The organism is Vibrio sp. 1CM8B, from assembly GCF_023161685.1.
Classification (GTDB): Bacteria; Pseudomonadota; Gammaproteobacteria; order Enterobacterales; family Vibrionaceae; genus Vibrio; species Vibrio coralliirubri.
The window spans coordinates 1-14395 of record NZ_JALNTU010000024.1 but is presented as its reverse complement, the minus strand read 5'-3'; the positions used below and the strand labels follow the sequence as shown (position 1 = coordinate 14395).

Below are 14395 nucleotides of genomic sequence, written 5' to 3'. Positions count from 1 at the left end.
GCAATGGACGAAGGTCTACGTTTCGCAATCCGCGAAGGTGGCCGTACAGTTGGTGCTGGTGTTGTAGCTAAAATCTTCGCTTAATAGCATTTAGATTTTTGCACACTCTTCATTAGAAGAGCACGCATCTGAAAAGGGGAGCTTCGGCTTCCCTTTTGTTTTCTCGAAAGAAATATTACCTTCCATCTATCTTCTTCCCTCTCGATACAAAACCAACTTCCAATAAATTCCGATTATTTTTCCAACACTACTTGCATACTAAAGTGTGATCTGTATAATGCATCGCACTGGCTAACGCTGGTTGTGAACCAATGAGCACTGAGGAGTAGGTCTTACCTAGTAATGTATACTCAGCTTATGTTCGCGGTTAATAAAAATAGTAAACTTCTTGTTTGCTTCAAAAGTTAACTGACAATGCGTCCTAATTTTGGATGCTACGGTTTCACATAAATCAATCGGCATTCTCTCGTTTTATCGGGTTTGAGTGGCGATATTGTTTGTGTAATTTTTAATAATTGGAGCTCTGTCTCATGCAGAACCAACGTATTCGTATCCGCCTTAAAGCGTTTGATTACAAGCTAATCGATGCTTCAACTGCGGAAATCGTTGAAACAGCAAAACGTACTGGCGCACAGGTTCGTGGTCCTATTCCACTACCTACTCGTAAAGAGCGTTTCACTGTTCTTACCTCTCCACACGTCAACAAAGATGCACGTGACCAGTACGAAATTCGTACTCACAAGCGTTTGATCGACATCGTTGAGCCAACAGATAAAACTGTTGATGCTCTAATGCGTCTTGATCTTGCAGCTGGCGTTGATGTTCAAATCAGCCTAGGTTAAGGGAGATAAGAATAATGATTGGTCTAGTCGGACGTAAAGTGGGTATGACCCGCGTATTTACTGAAGAAGGCGTTTCTATCCCAGTAACTGTTGTTGAGGTTGAAGCGAACCGTATTTCTCAAGTTAAAACTCTTGAGACTGATGGCTACGCAGCAATCCAAGTAACTACTGGTGCTAAGAAAGCTAACCGTGTAACTAAACCTGAAGCTGGTCACTTCGCGAAAGCGGGTGTAGAAGCAGGTCGCGGTCTTTGGGAATTCCGTTTAGAAAACGGCGAAGAGTTTGAAGTTGGCGCTGAGCTAAACGTAGAACTTTTCAACGAAATTAAAAAAGTAGACGTTACTGGTACATCTAAAGGTAAAGGCTTCCAAGGCGCTATCAAGCGTTGGAACTTCTCTACTCAAGATATGACTCACGGTAACTCTTTGTCTCACCGCGCACCGGGTTCAATTGGCCAATGTCAAACTCCAGGCCGCGTGTTTAAAGGCAAGAAAATGGCAGGTCACATGGGTGCTGAGCGTGTAACGACTCAAAACCTAGAGATCGTACGTGTTGACGCTGAGCGCAATCTACTCCTTATTAAAGGTGCAGTACCGGGCTCAACAGGCGGAAACGTGATCGTAAAACCTGCTGTTAAAGCATAACGTCTAGGAGTAAGTAATGGAATTGATGGTTAAAGGTGCTGATGCACTAACTGTTTCCGAGACTACTTTCGGACGTGACTTCAACGAAGCTCTTGTACACCAAGTAGTTGTTGCATATGCAGCAGGTGCTCGTCAAGGTACTCGTGCTCAAAAGACTCGTTCTGAAGTATCTGGCGGTGGCGCTAAGCCATGGCGTCAAAAAGGTACTGGCCGCGCACGTGCTGGTACAATTCGTAGCCCAATCTGGCGTACAGGTGGTGTTACTTTTGCTGCGAAACCACAAGATCACAGCCAAAAAGTAAACAAAAAAATGTACCGCGGTGCTATGAAGAGCATTCTTTCTGAGCTAGTTCGTCAAGAGCGTTTAATCGTTGTTGATAACTTCTCTGTAGAAGCACCAAAAACAAAAGAACTTGTAGCTAAGCTTAAAGAGCTTGAGCTAAGCGACGTTCTGATTGTGACTGGCGAAGTAGATGAAAATCTATTCTTAGCTGCTCGTAACCTATACAAAGTAGATGCACGTGATGTTGCTGGTGTTGATCCAGTATCACTAATCGCTTTCGACAAGGTTCTAATGACTGCTGACGCAGTTAAGCAAGTTGAGGAGATGCTAGCATGATCACTGAAGAGCGTATCTTAAAAGTTCTACGTGCTCCGCACATCTCTGAAAAAGCAACTATGGCAGCTGAGAAAGCGAACACTATCGTTTTCAAAGTAGCTAAAGATGCAACTAAGAAAGAGATCAAAGCAGCTGTAGAAAAGCTATTTGAAGTTGAAGTTAAGTCTGTAAATACTCTTGTATTAAAGGGTAAGACCAAACGTCAAGGTATGCGTGAAGGCCGTCGTTCAGACGTTAAGAAAGCCTACGTTACTTTGAAAGAAGGTCAAGATCTTGACTTCGTTGGCGGCGCGGAATAACAGGAGTAGTAAAAATGGCTATTGTTAAATGTAAGCCGACTTCCCCTGGTCGTCGTCACGTCGTTAAAGTTGTTAACGCTGACCTACACAAGGGTAAGCCATACGCACCACTTCTAGAGAAAAACTCTAAGAACGGTGGTCGTAACAACAACGGTCGTATTACAGTACGTCACATCGGTGGTGGTCATAAACACCATTACCGTCTGATTGACTTCAAACGTACTAAAGATGGCATCCCAGCGAAAGTTGAGCGTCTAGAATACGATCCAAACCGTAGTGCTAACATCGCTCTAGTTCTGTACGCAGACGGTGAGCGTCGTTACATCATTGCACCTAAAGGTGTTAACGCAGGCGACCAGATTCAATCTGGCGTAGATGCTGCAATCAAAGCAGGTAACACTCTGCCGATGCGCAACATCCCAGTAGGTTCTACTGTACACTGTGTTGAACTTAAGCCTGGTAAAGGTGCTCAACTAGCTCGTTCGGCTGGTGCTTATGCTCAAATCATCGCTCGCGATGGTGCATACGTAACTATCCGTCTACGTTCTGGTGAGATGCGCAAAGTTCTTTCTGAAGGTCGTGCAACGATCGGTGAAGTTGGTAACTCTGAGCATATGCTACGTGAACTTGGTAAAGCTGGTGCTTCACGCTGGCGCGGCGTACGTCCAACCGTACGTGGTGTAGTAATGAACCCGGTGGATCACCCACATGGTGGTGGTGAAGGCCGCACATCTGGTGGTCGTCACCCAGTTTCTCCTTGGGGCGTTCCTACTAAGGGCTTCAAGACTCGTAAGAACAAGCGCACTGACAAGTACATCGTACGTCGTCGCACTAAATAATTTATAAAGAGGAATCGCCATGCCACGTTCTCTCAAGAAAGGTCCTTTTATTGACCTACACTTGCTGAAGAAGGTAGAGAAAGCGGTGGAAAGCGGAGACAAAAAGCCTATTAAGACTTGGTCCCGTCGCTCAATGATCATCCCAACAATGATTGGTTTGACCATCGCTGTCCATAATGGTCGTCAGCACGTTCCAGTTTTCGTTACCGAAGAAATGATCGGTCACAAACTGGGCGAATTTGCACCAACTCGTACTTATCGCGGTCATGCTGCAGATAAGAAAGCTAAGAAGAAATAAGGAGTAGATGATGGAAGCTTTAGCTAAACATAACTTTGCTCGTATTTCTCCACAGAAAGCTCGCTTAGTTGCAGACCAAATTCGCGGTAAGTCGGTAGACCAAGCTCTAGAAATTCTAACTTTCAGCAACAAAAAAGCTGCTGTATTAGTTAAGAAGGTTCTTGAGTCAGCTATCGCTAACGCGGAACATAACGAAGGTGCAGATATCGACGATCTAAATGTCGCTAAAATCTTCGTAGATGAGGGCCCTATCATGAAGCGTATTATGCCTCGTGCTAAAGGTCGTGCGGATCGTATCTTGAAGCGTTCAAGCCACATCACTATTGTTGTAGCAGATCGCTAAAGACTAGGAGAGTAAGCAATGGGTCAGAAAGTACATCCTAATGGTATTCGTCTTGGCATCGTTAAGCCTTGGAATGCTACATGGTTTGCTAATACCAACGAATTCGCTGACAACCTAGACGGCGACTTCAAGGTACGTCAGTTCCTTACAAAGGAACTACAAAAAGCATCATTATCTCGTATCGTTATCGAGCGTCCAGCTAAGAGCATCCGTGTGACTATTCACACTGCTCGTCCTGGCGTTGTTATCGGTAAGAAAGGTGAAGACGTAGAGAAGCTACGCGCAGCTGTAGCTAAAATCGCAGGTGTACCAGCGCAAATTAACATCGCTGAAGTACGTAAGCCTGAGCTAGATGGTCAGCTTGTAGCTGATAGCATCGCGTCTCAACTAGAGCGTCGTGTTATGTTCCGTCGTGCAATGAAGCGTGCGGTACAAAATGCTATGCGTCTAGGCGCTAAAGGCATCAAAGTACAAGTAGGCGGCCGTCTTGGCGGTGCTGAAATCGCACGTTCTGAGTGGTACCGTGAAGGCCGTGTGCCTCTACACACTCTACGTGCAGACATTGATTACGCAACTTCTTCGGCTCACACTCAATACGGTGTGATCGGCATTAAAGTTTGGATCTTCAAAGGTGAGATTCTAGGCGGTATGCCAGCTGCTAACGCAGTAGAGCCAAAAGGCGATAAGCCTAAGAAGCAGCGTAAAGGCCGTAAGTAAGGAGTCGAACGATGCTACAACCAAAACGTACTAAGTTCCGCAAGGTTATGACTGGTCGTAACCGTGGTCTAGCTAAAGGTACTGAAGTAAGCTTCGGCGAATTCGGTCTTAAAGCTGTTGGCCGTGGTCGTCTGACTGCACGTCAAATCGAAGCGGCACGTCGTGCTATGACACGTCACATTAAGCGTCAAGGTCAAATCTGGATCCGTGTATTCCCAGACAAACCGATTACTGAAAAGCCTCTTGAAGTTCGTCAAGGTAAAGGTAAAGGTTCAGTTGCGTACTGGGTTGCTCAAATCCAACCAGGCAAAGTTATGTACGAGATGAATGGCGTACCTGAAGAGTTGGCACGTGAAGCGTTCCGCCTAGCGGCACGTAAACTGCCTGTTAAAACTACTTTTGTAACTAAGCAGGTGATGTGATGAAAGCACAAGATCTACGCGAAAAGAACGTTGAAGAGCTTAACGCTGAGCTATTGAATTTGCTACGTGAACAGTTCAACTTGCGCATGCAAGCTGCAACTGGTCAACTACAGCAAACTCATACTCTAAAAGCTGTACGCCGTGACATCGCACGTGTGAAAACTGTTTTGACTGAAAAGGCAGGCGCATAATGAGCGAAACTAACCGCATCCAGCAAGGCCGTGTAGTAAGTGACAAGATGGACAAGTCTATCGTTGTTGCTATTGAGCGCACTGTAAAACACCCAATTTACGGTAAGTTCATCAAACGCACGACTAAAGTACACGCACACGACGAAGACAACACTTGTGGCCTAGGCGACAAAGTTGAAATCGCTGAGTGTCGTCCTCTGTCTAAGACTAAGTCTTGGACATTGGTTAAAGTTCTAGAAAAAGCGAAGATTTAATCTTTGTAATTCTATAACTTATAAGCGGCTCCAAATAATTTTTTGGAGCCGCTTGTTTTTTGTCTACCCAATTTAAAAAAAGGGTGGTACAATTCGCGTCCCTTTTAAAGAGGCAGCCCGACCCGAGAGGGTCTAGTTTTAATATTTAGCGGAGCACTAACAATGATCCAGATGCAAAGTACACTTGACGCAGCAGATAACTCTGGCGCGCGCAAGGTAATGTGTATTAAGGTTCTGGGTGGCTCTCACCGCCGTTATGCACATATCGGTGACGTCATCAAGGTTACAGTGAAGGAAGCGATTCCTCGCGGTAAAGTAAAGAAAGGTGATGTTCTGAAGGCGGTAGTAGTGCGCACCCGTAAAGGCGTTCGTCGCCCAGACGGTTCTGTCATTCGCTTCGACAGTAATGCTTGTGTATTGTTAAATGACACTACTGAGCAACCAGTCGGCACACGTATCTTTGGTCCTGTGACTCGTGAACTTCGTAACGCGAAATTCATGAAGATTGTATCACTAGCACCTGAAGTTCTGTAAGGAGCGGCAATATGGCAGCTAAAATCCGTCGTAATGACGAAGTAATCATTCTTGCTGGTAAAGATAAAGGCAAGAAAGGTAAAGTAACTAAGGTTCTGACAACTGGTAAAGTTATCGTTGAAGGCATCAACCTTGTTAAGAAACACCAAAAGCCGGTTCCGGCTCTAGGTCAACAAGGTGGCATCGTTGAACAAGAAGCAGCTATTGATGCTTCTAACGTTGCTGTTTTTAACGCGGCTACTGGTAAAGCAGACCGTATCGGTTTCCGTATCGAAGATGGCAAGAAAGTTCGTTTCTTCAAATCTAACGGCGCAACTGTTTCTAACTAATTAGAAGTAATTTGGAGTTCTACTATGGCGAAACTGCATGATTACTACAAGTCGTCTGTAGTCGCTGAGCTTACCAAAGAGTTCAGCTACACAAGCGTCATGCAAGTCCCTAGGATTGAGAAAATCACCCTAAACATGGGCGTTGGTGAAGCAATCAACGATAAGAAACTGCTAGAAAACGCAGCAGCTGATATGGCAACGATCTCTGGTCAAAAGCCTCTTATCACTAAAGCGCGTAAATCTGTAGCTGGTTTCAAAATTCGTGAAGGCTACCCAATTGGTTGTAAAGTAACCTTGCGTGGTGAGCGCATGTGGGAATTTTTAGAGCGTTTAATCTCTATCGCACTTCCACGTGTACGTGATTTCCGTGGTGTTAGCGCTAAGTCTTTTGACGGTCGCGGTAACTACAGCATGGGCGTTCGCGAGCAAATCATCTTTCCGGAAATCGACTACGATAAAGTCGATCGCGTCCGCGGTCTTGATATCACTATCACGACTTCTGCGGGTTCCGATGAGGAAGGCCGAGCTCTGCTGGCTGCCTTTAACTTCCCATTCCGTAAGTAAGGGTAGGGTTACTGTTATGGCTAAACAATCAATGAAAGCACGTGAAGCTAAACGTGCAAAACTAGTAGCTAAGTTCGCTGAAAAGCGTTCTGCGCTAAAAGTTATCATTAGCGATGTAAACGCATCTGAAGAAGATCGTTGGAATGCGGTTCTTAAACTGCAATCTCTTCCACGTGATTCAAGTGCATCACGTCAGCGCAACCGTTGCAACCAAACTGGTCGTCCACACGGTTACCTACGTAAATTCGGTCTAAGCCGCATTAAGGTTCGTGAAGCTTGCATGAAAGGCGAGATTCCGGGTCTTCGTAAGGCTAGCTGGTAATTGCCACTTAATCATTTGGAGTAAATCTTATGAGCATGCAAGATCCGATTTCGGATATGCTGACCCGAGTTCGTAACGGTCAGGCAGCAAACAAAGTTGCTGTAAAAATGCCTTCTTCAAAGCTTAAAGTTGCAATTGCTGCATTACTTAAAGCTGAAGGTTACATCGTAGACTTCGCTGTTAACAGCGAAGCAAAACCTGAGCTAGAAGTTACTCTTAAGTACTTCCAAGCTAAACCTGTAATCGAGCAAATCAAGCGTGTATCACGTCCTGGTCTAAGAGTTTATAAAAATAAAGACTCTTTACCTACAGTGATGGGTGGTCTTGGTATTGCAGTTGTTTCTACTTCCAAGGGTCTGATGTCTGACCGTGCTGCTCGTAAAGCAGGTCTTGGCGGTGAAATCATCTGTTACGTAGCTTAAGGAGTAGATTATGTCTCGTGTTGCTAAAGCACCTGTCGCTATTCCAGCTGGCGTAGAGGTGAAACTAAACGGCCAAGAAGTTACTGTAAAAGGTAGCAAAGGTGAGCTTACTCGCGTTCTTAACAGCGCCGTAGTTATTGCACAGGAAGAAACCAACCTAACTTTCGGTCCGAAAGAAGGTGTTACTAACGCATGGGCACAAGCTGGTACAGCTCGCGCTCTAGTTAATAACATGGTTGTGGGTGTTACTGAGGGCTTCACTAAGAAGCTAACTCTTAAGGGTGTTGGTTACCGTGCTGCTATGAAAGGCAACTCTGTAGCTCTAACACTTGGTTTTTCTCACCCAGTAGAGCACGCTCTACCTGAAGGTATTAAAGCTGAGTGCCCTAGCCAAACTGAGATCATCATTACTGGTTGCGATAAGCAAGTAGTAGGTCAAGTTGCGGCTGACATTCGTTCTTACCGTGCTCCTGAGCCTTACAAAGGCAAAGGTGTTCGTTACGCAGATGAAAATGTGCGTACTAAAGAAGCTAAGAAGAAGTAAGGTATCACTATGGATAAGAAAGCATCTCGCATCCGTCGTGCTACACGTGCACGTCGTAAGATTGCAGAACTTGGTGCAACTCGCCTGGTAGTACACCGTACTCCTCGCCATGTTTACGCACAAGTTATCGCGGCAAACGGCTCTGAGGTTATCGCAGCTGCTTCTACTGTAGAAAAAGCGATCCGTGAGCAAGTTAAGAACACTGGTAACGTTGATGCAGCTAAAGCAGTTGGTAAAGCTGTTGCTGAGCGCGCTCTTGAAAAAGGCGTAGCTTCAGTTGCATTCGATCGTTCTGGTTTCCAATACCACGGTCGAGTAGCGGCGCTAGCAGATTCTGCTCGCGAAGCTGGTCTGAAATTCTAAGGTAGGGTTGGAAGATGGCTAAAGAACAACAACAAGCTAATGATTTGCAAGAAAAGCTGATCGCAGTTAACCGTGTATCTAAGACGGTTAAAGGTGGTCGAATCATGAGCTTCACTGCACTAACAGTAGTTGGTGACGGTAATGGTCGTGTAGGTTTCGGTTACGGCAAAGCTCGTGAAGTACCTGCTGCGATTCAAAAAGCAATGGAAAAAGCGCGTCGTAACATGGTTACTGTTGCGCTTAACGAAGGCACTCTTCACCACCCGGTGAAAGGTCGTCATTCGGGCTCTAAAGTTTACATGCAGCCAGCTGCAGAAGGTACAGGTGTTATTGCCGGTGGTGCAATGCGTGCTGTACTTGAAGTTGCAGGCGTACATAACGTACTTTCTAAAGCATACGGTTCAACGAACCCTATCAACGTTGTTCGCGCAACGATTGGTGCTCTAGTAGACGTTAAGTCACCAGAAATGGTTGCTGCTAAACGTGGTCTAACTGTTGAATCTATTTCGGAGTAAGCACACGATGGCAACTATTAAAGTAACTCAAACTAAAAGCTCAATTGGTCGCCTACCTAAGCACAAAGCGTGTCTTAAAGGTCTAGGTCTTCGTCGCATCAACCATACAGTAGAACTTGAAGATACACCGTGCGTGCGCGGTATGATCAACAAGGTTTACTACATGGTTAAGATTGAGGAGTAATCAGAATGCGTTTGAATACTCTATCACCGGCTGCTGGCTCTAAACCTTCTAAGAAGCGTGTAGGTCGTGGTATCGGTTCTGGCCTTGGTAAAACAGGTGGCCGCGGTCACAAAGGTCAAAAGTCACGTTCTGGCGGCTCTGTTCGTCCAGGTTTTGAAGGCGGTCAAATGCCTCTAAAACAACGTCTACCTAAATTCGGTTTCACTTCTCGTAAGAGCCTAGTGTCTGCTGAAGTTCGTCTAGCTGAGCTAGCGAAAGTAACAGGTGACGTAGTTGATCTTAACAGCCTTAAAGCTGCTAACGTTATCACTAAGAACATCGAGTTTGTTAAGATCGTTCTTTCTGGTGACCTAAGCAAAGCTGTGACTGTTAAAGGTCTACGCGTGACTAAAGGCGCTAAAGCTGCAATCGAAGCTGCAGGCGGTAAAATCGAGGAATAATCTCGAGGAACGAGGTACAGATGGCTAAGAAACCAGGACAAGATTTTCGTAGTGCTCAGAGCGGCTTAAGTGAACTAAAGTCGCGCTTATTATTCGTAATTGGTGCACTTTTAGTATTCCGAGCCGGCTCTTTTGTGCCGATCCCTGGTATTGACGCAGCTGTACTTGCCGATTTGTTCGATCAGCAAAAAGGTACCATCGTAGAAATGTTTAACATGTTCTCCGGTGGTGCTCTTGAGCGTGCATCTATATTAGCATTGGGTATCATGCCGTACATTTCGGCATCGATCGTAGTCCAATTGCTAACTGTAGTTCATCCAGCGTTAGCGGAACTCAAGAAAGAGGGTGAAGCAGGCCGTCGTAAGATAAGCCAATATACACGCTACGGCACGCTTGTACTTGCAACATTCCAAGCTATTGGTATCGCAACAGGCTTACCAAACATGGTCGACAATCTGGTTGTTATCAACCAAACCATGTTTACGCTTATTGCTACCGTGAGTTTAGTAACTGGTACCATGTTCTTAATGTGGTTAGGTGAACAAATCACTGAGCGAGGAATCGGTAATGGTATTTCCATTCTGATTTTTGCAGGTATTGTTGCTGGATTGCCTTCTGCAATCGGTCAAACAATCGAGCAAGCGCGTCAAGGTGAATTGCATGTGCTTCTTCTGCTGTTGATTGCTGTATTGTCTTTTGCTGTTATTTACTTCGTAGTTTTCATGGAACGTGGTCAACGTCGTATCGTCGTTAACTATGCGAAACGTCAACAAGGTCGTAAAGTTTTTGCAGCACAAAGCTCTCACTTGCCTCTTAAGATTAATATGGCAGGTGTTATTCCAGCGATTTTCGCATCAAGTATTATTTTGTTCCCAGGAACATTAGCGCAGTGGTTTGGTCAAAATGGTGAAAGCAGCGCGTTCGGTTGGTTAACTGACGTGTCATTAGCTCTTAGCCCAGGTCAACCTTTGTATGTAATGCTTTATGCAGCAGCTATAATCTTCTTCTGTTTCTTCTATACAGCGTTGGTGTTTAACCCACGTGAAACAGCTGATAACTTGAAGAAGTCTGGTGCATTCGTACCCGGTATCCGCCCAGGTGAGCAGACAGCGAAATATATCGATAAAGTGATGACTAGACTAACCCTTGCGGGCGCTCTATACATTACTTTTATATGTCTGATTCCTGAGTTCATGATGGTCGCGTGGAACGTTCGTTTCTACTTTGGCGGCACATCACTACTAATCGTAGTGGTAGTTATCATGGATTTCATGGCACAGGTACAGACTCATCTGATGTCACAACAGTATGATTCTGTGTTAAAGAAAGCGAATCTGAAGGGTTACGGCCGTTAATTCGGTGGTAACAATTTCGATTCCATTTACGGAGTTTAGCAATGAAAGTTCGTGCTTCCGTTAAAAAAATCTGCCGTAACTGTAAAGTTATCAAGCGTAACGGTGTCGTTCGCGTGATTTGCAGTGAGCCAAAGCATAAGCAACGCCAAGGCTAATTAGCAGAAATTTTTACTTGAAATACAAGGTAGAGTCGAGTATATTCCTCGGCCTACCTTTTGCGTGCAAAAGAAGTAGTATGCCGCAGCGTATCCATAACGGGCTTTGCTGCGGATAATTCTTTTATGAACCCCTTAGGAGTGAATAATGGCCCGTATAGCCGGCATTAACATTCCTGATCATAAGCATTCTGTAATTGCACTTACTGCAATCTACGGTATCGGTAAAACTCGCTCTCAAGCTATTCTAGCTGAAGTGGGTATTGCTGAAGATGCTAAGATCAGTGAACTAACTGAAGAGCAGATCGATCAACTGCGTGATGGTGTAGCTAAGTACACTGTAGAAGGTGATCTACGTCGTGAAGTATCGATGAACATCAAGCGTCTTATGGACCTTGGCTGTTACCGCGGTCTTCGTCATCGTCGCAGTCTACCACTACGTGGACAGCGTACTAAAACCAACGCTCGCACCCGTAAGGGTCCGCGCAAGCCGATCAAGAAATAGTCGGATAAGGTAGAGTACAATGGCAAAACAACCAACTCGCGCGCGTAAGCGCGTACGCAAGCAAGTAGCTGATGGCGTAGCGCACATTCATGCTTCTTTCAACAACACAATCGTAACTATCACTGACCGTCAAGGCAACGCTCTTGCATGGGCTACAGCAGGTGGTTCAGGTTTCCGTGGTTCTCGTAAATCTACTCCGTTCGCAGCACAAGTTGCAGCTGAGCGTTGTGGTGAAATGGCTAAAGAATATGGCCTAAAGAACTTGGAAGTTATGGTTAAGGGTCCAGGTCCAGGTCGCGAATCTACTGTTCGTGCACTGAACGCTGCTGGTTTCCGTATCACTAACATTGTTGATGCGACACCAATCCCTCATAACGGTTGTCGTCCACCTAAGAAACGTCGCGTTTAAGTTTCGTTTCTAGGAATATTGGAGAAAGATCATGGCAAGATATTTGGGTCCTAAGCTGAAGCTTAGCCGTCGCGAAGGTACTGACTTATTCCTTAAGTCTGGTGTCCGTGCGATCGATACCAAGTGTAAAATTGATAACGCACCAGGTGTACACGGCGCTCGTCGCGGTCGTCTATCTGAGTATGGCGTTCAGCTTCGTGAGAAGCAAAAAGTTCGTCGTATCTACGGCGTTCTAGAAAAACAATTCCGCAACTACTACAAAGAAGCTGCACGTCTTAAAGGCAACACAGGTGCAAACCTGCTTCAGCTTCTTGAAGGTCGTCTTGATAACGTAGTTTACCGTATGGGCTTTGGCGCTACTCGTGCTGAATCTCGTCAACTAGTTAGCCACAAGTCTATTCTAGTTAACGGTAAAGTTGTAAACGTTCCTTCTTTCAAAGTAGCGGCAAACGACGTTGTTTCTATCCGCGAGAAAGCTAAACAGCAATCTCGTATTAAAGCGGCTCTAGAAGTTGCTGAACAACGTGAAAAGCCAACTTGGATTGAAGTAGATGCTGGCAAAATGGAAGGTACATTCAAGCGTATGCCTGAGCGTTCTGACCTATCAGCTGACATCAATGAACACTTGATCGTCGAACTTTACTCTAAGTAAGGTTAAAAAAAGAGAGGACACAATGCAGGGTTCTGTAACAGAATTTCTTAAGCCGCGTCTTGTTGACATTGAACAGATCAATACGACACACGCGAAAGTAACTCTTGAGCCATTAGAGCGCGGTTTCGGCCACACTCTAGGTAATGCTCTTCGCCGCATTCTTCTATCTTCTATGCCGGGTTGTGCCGTAACAGAAGTTGAAATTGAAGGTGTGCTACACGAATACAGCACTAAAGAAGGCGTTCAGGAAGATATCCTGGAAATCCTTCTAAACCTTAAAGGTTTGGCTGTACGCGTTGCTGAAGGCAAAGATGAAGTGTTTATTACACTGAACAAATCAGGCTCAGGCCCTGTTGTTGCAGGTGACATCACCCACGATGGTGATGTAGAGATCGCTAACCCTGAGCACGTAATTTGTCACCTAACGGATGACAACGCTGAGATCGCTATGCGTATCAAAGTAGAACGTGGTCGTGGTTACGTTCCAGCTTCAGCTCGTATCCATACTGAAGAAGATGAGCGTCCTATCGGTCGTCTACTAGTTGACGCTACTTACAGCCCGGTTGATAAAATCGCTTACGCTGTAGAAGCGGCACGTGTAGAACAACGTACTGATTTAGACAAGCTTGTTATCGATATGGAAACGAACGGTACTCTAGAACCTGAGGAAGCAATCCGTCGTGCAGCTACTATTTTAGCTGAACAACTGGATGCGTTCGTAGATCTTCGTGATGTACGTGTACCTGAGGAGAAGGAAGAGAAGCCAGAATTCGATCCTATCCTACTACGTCCTGTAGACGATCTTGAACTAACAGTTCGCTCTGCTAACTGTTTGAAAGCAGAAGCGATTCACTACATCGGTGATCTTGTACAGCGCACTGAGGTTGAGCTACTTAAAACGCCAAACCTTGGTAAGAAATCTCTTACAGAGATTAAAGATGTGCTTGCTTCACGTGGTCTTTCTCTAGGCATGCGTCTAGAAAACTGGCCACCAGCGTCAATCGCTGAAGATTAATCGAAAAGTTAGAAGGATTAGGTCATGCGCCATCGTAAAAGTGGTCGTCAACTCAACCGCAACAGCAGTCATCGCAAAGCGATGTTCAGCAACATGGCTAGCTCTCTTGTTCGTCACGAAGTTATTAAAACTACCGTGCCTAAAGCAAAAGAACTACGTCGCGTAATTGAGCCATTGATTACCCTAGCTAAGACAGACAGTGTTGCTAACCGTCGTCTTGCATTTGCTCGCACTCGTGATAACGAAGTTGTGGCAAAACTATTTAATGAACTAGGCCCGCGTTTCGCGGCTCGCCAAGGTGGTTACACTCGCATTCTTAAATGTGGTTTCCGTACTGGTGATAAAGCTCCAATGGCTTACATTGAGCTTGTAGACCGCCCAGCTGCTGAAGAAGCTGCTGAGTAATCTATACTAGATTCTTAATACAAAAGCCGAGCATTAGCTCGGCTTTTTTGTGTCTGTAGAACACGGAATAGATAATAGAAATTGCACCATGATGTTTGGCATTTTTTGCTTGTCTTGTCTGCGCCATTTTTCAAAAATATCTCGTATCTCGTATCTCGTATCTCGTATCTCGTATCTCGTATCTCGTATCTCGTATCTCGTATCTCGTATCTCG

28 protein-coding genes and 1 pseudogene are annotated in these 14395 nt (G+C 45.3%); all 29 read left to right on the top strand.

Annotation, left to right across the window (positions count from 1 at the left end; all coding sequences use genetic code 11):
* Nucleotides 1-84: pseudogene (locus tag MSG36_RS23650) on the top strand (elongation factor Tu); the annotation flags it as partial.
* A 446-nt stretch (nucleotides 85-530) separates the two neighbouring features.
* Entirely contained in the window at nucleotides 531-842 is a 312-nt protein-coding gene (gene rpsJ / locus MSG36_RS23645; protein ID WP_004736761.1) for a 30S ribosomal protein S10, read from the top strand.
* Between the two features lie 14 nt (nucleotides 843-856).
* Nucleotides 857-1486 carry a 50S ribosomal protein L3 gene (rplC, locus tag MSG36_RS23640; RefSeq protein ID WP_004736763.1) on the top strand — a complete coding sequence of 210 codons (630 nt, stop codon included), beginning with the start codon at nucleotides 857-859 and terminating at the stop codon, nucleotides 1484-1486.
* A 16-nt stretch (nucleotides 1487-1502) separates the two neighbouring features.
* Nucleotides 1503-2105 carry a 50S ribosomal protein L4 gene (rplD, locus tag MSG36_RS23635; RefSeq protein ID WP_004738803.1) on the top strand — a complete coding sequence of 201 codons (603 nt, stop codon included), beginning with the start codon at nucleotides 1503-1505 and terminating at the stop codon, nucleotides 2103-2105.
* Entirely contained in the window at nucleotides 2102-2404 is a 303-nt protein-coding gene (gene rplW, locus MSG36_RS23630) for a 50S ribosomal protein L23 (RefSeq protein WP_004736765.1), read from the top strand. Before rplD ends, rplW begins: the two co-directional genes overlap by 4 nt.
* 14 nt (nucleotides 2405-2418) lie before the next feature.
* Nucleotides 2419-3243 (top strand): 50S ribosomal protein L2, encoded by an 825-nt coding sequence (gene rplB, locus MSG36_RS23625; protein ID WP_017076297.1) that lies wholly within the window; start codon nucleotides 2419-2421, stop codon nucleotides 3241-3243.
* 19 nt (nucleotides 3244-3262) lie between these two features.
* Nucleotides 3263-3541 (top strand): 30S ribosomal protein S19, encoded by a 279-nt coding sequence (gene rpsS, locus MSG36_RS23620; protein ID WP_004736729.1) that lies wholly within the window; start codon nucleotides 3263-3265, stop codon nucleotides 3539-3541.
* Nucleotides 3542-3551: 10 nt separating this feature from the next.
* Entirely contained in the window at nucleotides 3552-3884 is a 333-nt protein-coding gene (gene rplV / locus MSG36_RS23615) for a 50S ribosomal protein L22 (RefSeq protein WP_004736732.1), read from the top strand.
* An 18-nt stretch (nucleotides 3885-3902) separates the two neighbouring features.
* Nucleotides 3903-4601 (top strand): 30S ribosomal protein S3, encoded by a 699-nt coding sequence (gene rpsC, locus MSG36_RS23610; protein WP_004736734.1) that lies wholly within the window; start codon nucleotides 3903-3905, stop codon nucleotides 4599-4601.
* An 11-nt stretch (nucleotides 4602-4612) separates the two neighbouring features.
* The gene (gene rplP / locus MSG36_RS23605) at nucleotides 4613-5023 is read left to right on the top strand and encodes a 50S ribosomal protein L16 (RefSeq protein ID WP_004736736.1); all 411 of its coding nucleotides are present in this window, start codon (nucleotides 4613-4615) and stop codon (nucleotides 5021-5023) included.
* Nucleotides 5023-5214 (top strand): 50S ribosomal protein L29, encoded by a 192-nt coding sequence (gene rpmC / locus MSG36_RS23600; RefSeq protein ID WP_004736737.1) that lies wholly within the window; start codon nucleotides 5023-5025, stop codon nucleotides 5212-5214. The genes rplP and rpmC overlap by 1 nt, the downstream gene beginning before the upstream one ends.
* The gene (rpsQ, locus tag MSG36_RS23595) at nucleotides 5214-5468 is read left to right on the top strand and encodes a 30S ribosomal protein S17 (protein WP_004736739.1); all 255 of its coding nucleotides are present in this window, start codon (nucleotides 5214-5216) and stop codon (nucleotides 5466-5468) included. The genes rpmC and rpsQ overlap by 1 nt, the downstream gene beginning before the upstream one ends.
* 162 nt (nucleotides 5469-5630) lie before the next feature.
* Entirely contained in the window at nucleotides 5631-6002 is a 372-nt protein-coding gene (gene rplN / locus MSG36_RS23590) for a 50S ribosomal protein L14 (RefSeq protein WP_004736740.1), read from the top strand.
* 11 nt (nucleotides 6003-6013) lie between these two features.
* Nucleotides 6014-6331, top strand: a complete 318-nt coding sequence (gene rplX, locus MSG36_RS23585; protein WP_248369905.1) for a 50S ribosomal protein L24 — start codon at nucleotides 6014-6016, stop codon at nucleotides 6329-6331.
* A 24-nt stretch (nucleotides 6332-6355) separates the two neighbouring features.
* A complete protein-coding gene (gene rplE, locus MSG36_RS23580; RefSeq protein WP_004738790.1) occupies nucleotides 6356-6895 on the top strand; it encodes a 50S ribosomal protein L5 in 540 nt (179 codons plus the stop codon).
* 16 nt (nucleotides 6896-6911) lie between these two features.
* Nucleotides 6912-7217: a 30S ribosomal protein S14 gene (gene rpsN / locus MSG36_RS23575; RefSeq protein WP_004738789.1), complete on the top strand. Its 306-nt coding sequence runs from the start codon at nucleotides 6912-6914 to the stop codon at nucleotides 7215-7217.
* 29 nt (nucleotides 7218-7246) lie between these two features.
* Nucleotides 7247-7639, top strand: a complete 393-nt coding sequence (rpsH, locus tag MSG36_RS23570; protein WP_017061309.1) for a 30S ribosomal protein S8 — start codon at nucleotides 7247-7249, stop codon at nucleotides 7637-7639.
* Between the two features lie 10 nt (nucleotides 7640-7649).
* Nucleotides 7650-8183 (top strand): 50S ribosomal protein L6, encoded by a 534-nt coding sequence (gene rplF / locus MSG36_RS23565; protein WP_017063712.1) that lies wholly within the window; start codon nucleotides 7650-7652, stop codon nucleotides 8181-8183.
* A gap of 9 nt (nucleotides 8184-8192) precedes the next feature.
* Complete coding sequence (rplR, locus tag MSG36_RS23560; RefSeq protein WP_048605977.1) at nucleotides 8193-8546, top strand: 50S ribosomal protein L18; 354 nt, start codon at nucleotides 8193-8195, stop codon at nucleotides 8544-8546.
* Between the two features lie 14 nt (nucleotides 8547-8560).
* Nucleotides 8561-9061 carry a 30S ribosomal protein S5 gene (gene rpsE, locus MSG36_RS23555; protein WP_004736754.1) on the top strand — a complete coding sequence of 167 codons (501 nt, stop codon included), beginning with the start codon at nucleotides 8561-8563 and terminating at the stop codon, nucleotides 9059-9061.
* A gap of 7 nt (nucleotides 9062-9068) precedes the next feature.
* A complete protein-coding gene (gene rpmD, locus MSG36_RS23550; protein ID WP_004736756.1) occupies nucleotides 9069-9245 on the top strand; it encodes a 50S ribosomal protein L30 in 177 nt (58 codons plus the stop codon).
* Nucleotides 9246-9250: 5 nt separating this feature from the next.
* Nucleotides 9251-9685 carry a 50S ribosomal protein L15 gene (rplO, locus tag MSG36_RS23545; protein ID WP_004736758.1) on the top strand — a complete coding sequence of 145 codons (435 nt, stop codon included), beginning with the start codon at nucleotides 9251-9253 and terminating at the stop codon, nucleotides 9683-9685.
* A 20-nt stretch (nucleotides 9686-9705) separates the two neighbouring features.
* Nucleotides 9706-11040: a preprotein translocase subunit SecY gene (gene secY / locus MSG36_RS23540; protein ID WP_004738781.1), complete on the top strand. Its 1335-nt coding sequence runs from the start codon at nucleotides 9706-9708 to the stop codon at nucleotides 11038-11040.
* Between the two features lie 41 nt (nucleotides 11041-11081).
* Nucleotides 11082-11195: a 50S ribosomal protein L36 gene (gene rpmJ / locus MSG36_RS23535; RefSeq protein WP_000868186.1), complete on the top strand. Its 114-nt coding sequence runs from the start codon at nucleotides 11082-11084 to the stop codon at nucleotides 11193-11195.
* 148 nt (nucleotides 11196-11343) lie between these two features.
* On the top strand, nucleotides 11344-11700 hold the full coding sequence (rpsM, locus tag MSG36_RS23530; RefSeq protein WP_004738779.1) for a 30S ribosomal protein S13: 357 nt from the start codon (nucleotides 11344-11346) through the stop codon (nucleotides 11698-11700).
* Between the two features lie 19 nt (nucleotides 11701-11719).
* Nucleotides 11720-12109, top strand: coding sequence for a 30S ribosomal protein S11 (rpsK, locus tag MSG36_RS23525; RefSeq protein WP_004738778.1), 390 nt, complete (start codon nucleotides 11720-11722; stop codon nucleotides 12107-12109).
* Nucleotides 12110-12140: 31 nt separating this feature from the next.
* The gene (rpsD, locus tag MSG36_RS23520) at nucleotides 12141-12761 is read left to right on the top strand and encodes a 30S ribosomal protein S4 (RefSeq protein WP_004738777.1); all 621 of its coding nucleotides are present in this window, start codon (nucleotides 12141-12143) and stop codon (nucleotides 12759-12761) included.
* Between the two features lie 22 nt (nucleotides 12762-12783).
* Complete coding sequence (gene rpoA, locus MSG36_RS23515) at nucleotides 12784-13776, top strand: DNA-directed RNA polymerase subunit alpha (RefSeq protein ID WP_004729813.1); 993 nt, start codon at nucleotides 12784-12786, stop codon at nucleotides 13774-13776.
* 24 nt (nucleotides 13777-13800) lie between these two features.
* Nucleotides 13801-14181, top strand: a complete 381-nt coding sequence (gene rplQ / locus MSG36_RS23510) for a 50S ribosomal protein L17 (protein ID WP_004729812.1) — start codon at nucleotides 13801-13803, stop codon at nucleotides 14179-14181.
* The last annotated feature ends 214 nt before the right edge of the window (nucleotides 14182-14395 follow it).